At 39.0% G+C, this 3686-nt stretch carries 2 protein-coding genes; both read right to left on the bottom strand.

Translation table 11 applies throughout. The features are described from left to right. A partial coding sequence (locus AC1DPQ_RS21165; RefSeq protein ID WP_477610784.1) for a metallophosphoesterase occupies nt 1-2325 on the bottom strand: 2325 nt, incomplete at its 3' end. 252 nt (nt 2326-2577) lie between these two features. After that, nucleotides 2578-3483 carry an SdiA-regulated domain-containing protein gene (locus AC1DPQ_RS21160; RefSeq protein ID WP_477610783.1) on the bottom strand — a complete coding sequence of 302 codons (906 nt, stop codon included), beginning with the start codon at nt 3481-3483 and terminating at the stop codon, nt 2578-2580. Between the last annotated feature and the right edge of the window lie 203 nt (nt 3484-3686).

The following is a 3686-nucleotide window of genomic DNA, read 5'->3' as shown; positions in this document are numbered from 1 at the left end:
GTGCATGTACACCCTGATTTCTTTGGTTACTTTGGGATCGAATTTCCGATCGAAGAGTTCGTCTTTGATATTACCCTCTTTAGAAATTTTATTGATTTTTACGCGTAACCCATCGTTTTCAGCATCGGTAATCTGAATCAGTTCATTTTTATTGGTTACCTCGATATCTACAATGCGGTTAAAGAAATGATAATACTGGTTCATTAACTTTGGCAAAGTGGCTATCCGGTTACGCATCTGTGCCAAAAAGGCATCGTGATGTAATGAGTAACTTGGTTCAGGGAGTTTTTTTAGTGCTTTCTCGAAAACGGCATCGTTATAGTTTGCGCAGAAATCTTTCACAATTTTATCAAACTCCTCTTCATCAATATTGGCTGTCCAACGGCTGCTGATTTCTCTTCCTTCCCATAAAAACCAATTGATATCTTTTATACCACGTTCATAACCCTGCATCATGGGTAATAATGACGAAGATTGTGTGTATCGCTGTAAAAGGCCGTCAGATCTGAAAAAAACCTGATCGCGATCTCTTGGCACCGGCGAATAAAGCGAACCATCTTTAGTTTTGATTTCTTTCCAACGCCATTGGTCTTCATGTCTGTCCCAATCGCCCAATAATACATCAAACGCCCTGGCTTTTACCCAGGCAGGTTCATCTAATCTATTATCGTTATCATCAGTTAGTTTTTTATCCATTTTCGGAGAACTGTCTGATTCTCCTGTGGGTTCTCTTTCTTCGAACAAACACAAAGTATTGGCAAATGCCGATTCAAATTCGCCTAAGTTGTCATCAGGAGAAACCCAGCCAATAATCGGGTTGCTATGCGGGATACCGCCAGCCTTAGCAAGTTCGGGAACTACCAGTGCCGAAAACGGATGCTGTGCGGACATGTTATCCTTTATAATATCTTTAGCAAAAGTTTCGCGCAATGCGGCAGGCAAAAGTACTTCAGGGTATTTCTCCACGCTACGCAAAACATATTCTTTACCGTTTTTATCTTCTAATCGTAAAGAACGCGATTGATTGCCTCCACCGCGCTGAGTCGCTTTTAAACCACCCATCATTTGAGAAACCCGTAATACAGGAACCTTTGTTTTTGCAGCATATTCTTTACGGTAATTTTCGCCAAAAATAGCACGGTGAAAACGGCCAACGCTATCATATTCGGGCTTAATACGTACAAAAATACTATCAGCGGTAATCGGTTTATCTCTATTCCTTATTATTTGAGGAATGGTTTCGAACTTTTTAATGTAACTGTAAACTCTTTTAACGCTCGTATCCGAATAAATGTAATATTCGTAGCGCATATCGTTGTTTTTCAACTGATCGGCAACCACGTAGCCCTGCTGCATTTCGTGAAACAAAGAAGTTTTACCCTCTTTATTTGGCGACACCTTTGAACCCGAACCACTGATAACCTGCAATTGTTTCCCTTTAATTAACTGTAAACCATGCTCATGCCCCGCTACATAGGTTACATTTGGGTAATCGCCAAATACACCGGTTACTGATTTAATCATATCCTTATAAGCAGGGTGATTTAAATCTTCAGGGCTTAATAAAGTGGAACGTAACATCGGATAAATAGAGCCCAAAACAGGCAATGGGATATATAGATTTTTATCCAGCGATGTGAGCGGAAAAATGTGGTTCCTCAAATTGAAATAACCGCCATGTGGGCCATAACTCTGAAATGGATGATGTGAGGCTAAAAGAATAACCTTGTCTTTGTTCTCTTCGAGTAACTGTTCCATTTTCACTAAAACCTCATCTTTGGTACGGCATTCGCATTCGCCGTTAGGATTTGATTTATTGTATGGAAAAACCCACCATTCACTATCGTAAGCAATGATGGTTAATTTATCAGTTAATTTAATGGCCACAGGATCAGGGCATCCGTTTTCTGGTATTAGCCTCAGTAATGGATCGTTCTGTGCTTTAAGGAAATCATCTTGCGCTTTGATTTTGGCCAAACCTTTGGGGCCAGATTTATCCCAATCGTGGTTGCCGGGAACAAAATAAACCGCAGCGCCCATTTTACGCATAGGCTCGAACTGTGAACGGAGGATTTTTTTAGTTTCTTCTTCTTCTACGCTTCCAGGAAGACCCATCCCTGTTGGATAAATATTATCCCCCAAATATAAAACGGTTGTTTTTTTGGGAAGTATTTGTTTGGCGGCATTTTTTAAATCCTGCATCTGCGCAGGGTTCATTTCGCCGGCATCGCCAAAAAGAATTACACGATATTTCACATCATCCTGCGCAAGGGCAATGAAGTTGATTAAAAATAAGATGGTAAAAAGGGTAAATCTTTTAATCATAGACTCAGCGTTTGTATAAAGATAGTTATTTTAAAATTTATTTTATTTCTCATGAGCATCGTCCAAGCAATCTCATAAACTTAATTTCAGGTTCGGACCTGTCACGTTGAGCCTGTCGAAACGCGCTTTACCATACATTTTAGTTGGTCCTTCGACAGGCTCAGGATGACAATATATATAATGAGACAGCCTCCTAATAGATCCTGAAACAAGTTCAGGACGACGTTCGCATTAGGGCACCACTACTAAAACCTATTTTTTCAATTTAAACATTAAAATGTTTCCTGCAGATAAAGTACCGCCCTCGTTAGAGATATAAAGGTTCTGATCGCGATCAAATGCAATACCTTCTGGTTGGTTAAAGAAATCTCCTTTTAGCGGGTATGTTGCTTTAATTTTAAAGTTTGCATCGGTAACGACCAATAGTTTATTCATTGATGAAAGCACATACCACTCGTTAGTTGATGGGTTTTTAGCCAAAGCAGAAGGACGGAACTTAATTTTGGCTTCGCCTGATAGGTCAGCTATTTCTTTATAAGACAAGGCAAAAGTTCCACTTGCGGTAAATTTACCATCAGCATATTTAAAGGCATAAATATCCGTCTGGTCGCTTTTATTTTTCTTAATTTCTTTAGTTAATACATACACCAGGCCTGTTTTTTCGTCTGCGGCTAAGCCTTCAYATTCGGCTTTAGGAACCAGGTCTTTGGTTTTAACCACATCTGCAACTTCTGGTTTATTGATCTCGCTAATAGGAAAGCTATGCAGTTCGCCATTGCTTTTTAATACAATTACAGTGTTATTTAAGATAGCCAGATCTTCATAATCGCCTTTACCTCCAAATTTGGTAAATTTCGATTCTTTATCGGTTAAACCAAGATGAAACAAATCGCCGTCTTCATCCTGAATCGCAAATACTTCTTTAGGATCACCGTTATGAAATACAATTCCGGAAATTTCGAATAAATTTTGCGGCATGTTATATTTTACAGGATTTGCTAAATCGTAAGGAAGGTTTGATTTTTCTGATCCTCCTGCCGAAACGGTTTCTGTAGAATCACTTTTTTTATCATCACGGTTCGCATTTACACATGATATACCTAAAAAGGCAATGGCAATTAGAAAGCTAGAGGCGAGGAAAGTTTTATTGTATTTCATAAGGGGTAAAATTTAATACTTGTTTATTTATTAATCGTTATCCCGACAGCATAACCGTCATCTCCTTTGGTTTATCGGACTGATTTTTCTTCTTGTAAATAGTATTACAAGAAGAAAGCTTGGTAAGCGTTTAAATAAAAGGCAGGGTGAACTTCCGTCATCTCTAGTTCACAGAACTTGTGGTCGTATTAGTCCCTGCCTTT

It is taken from the genome of Pedobacter sp. 01T416_2 (assembly GCF_056398925.1).
This window is presented reverse-complemented; position numbering and strand designations above follow the sequence as displayed.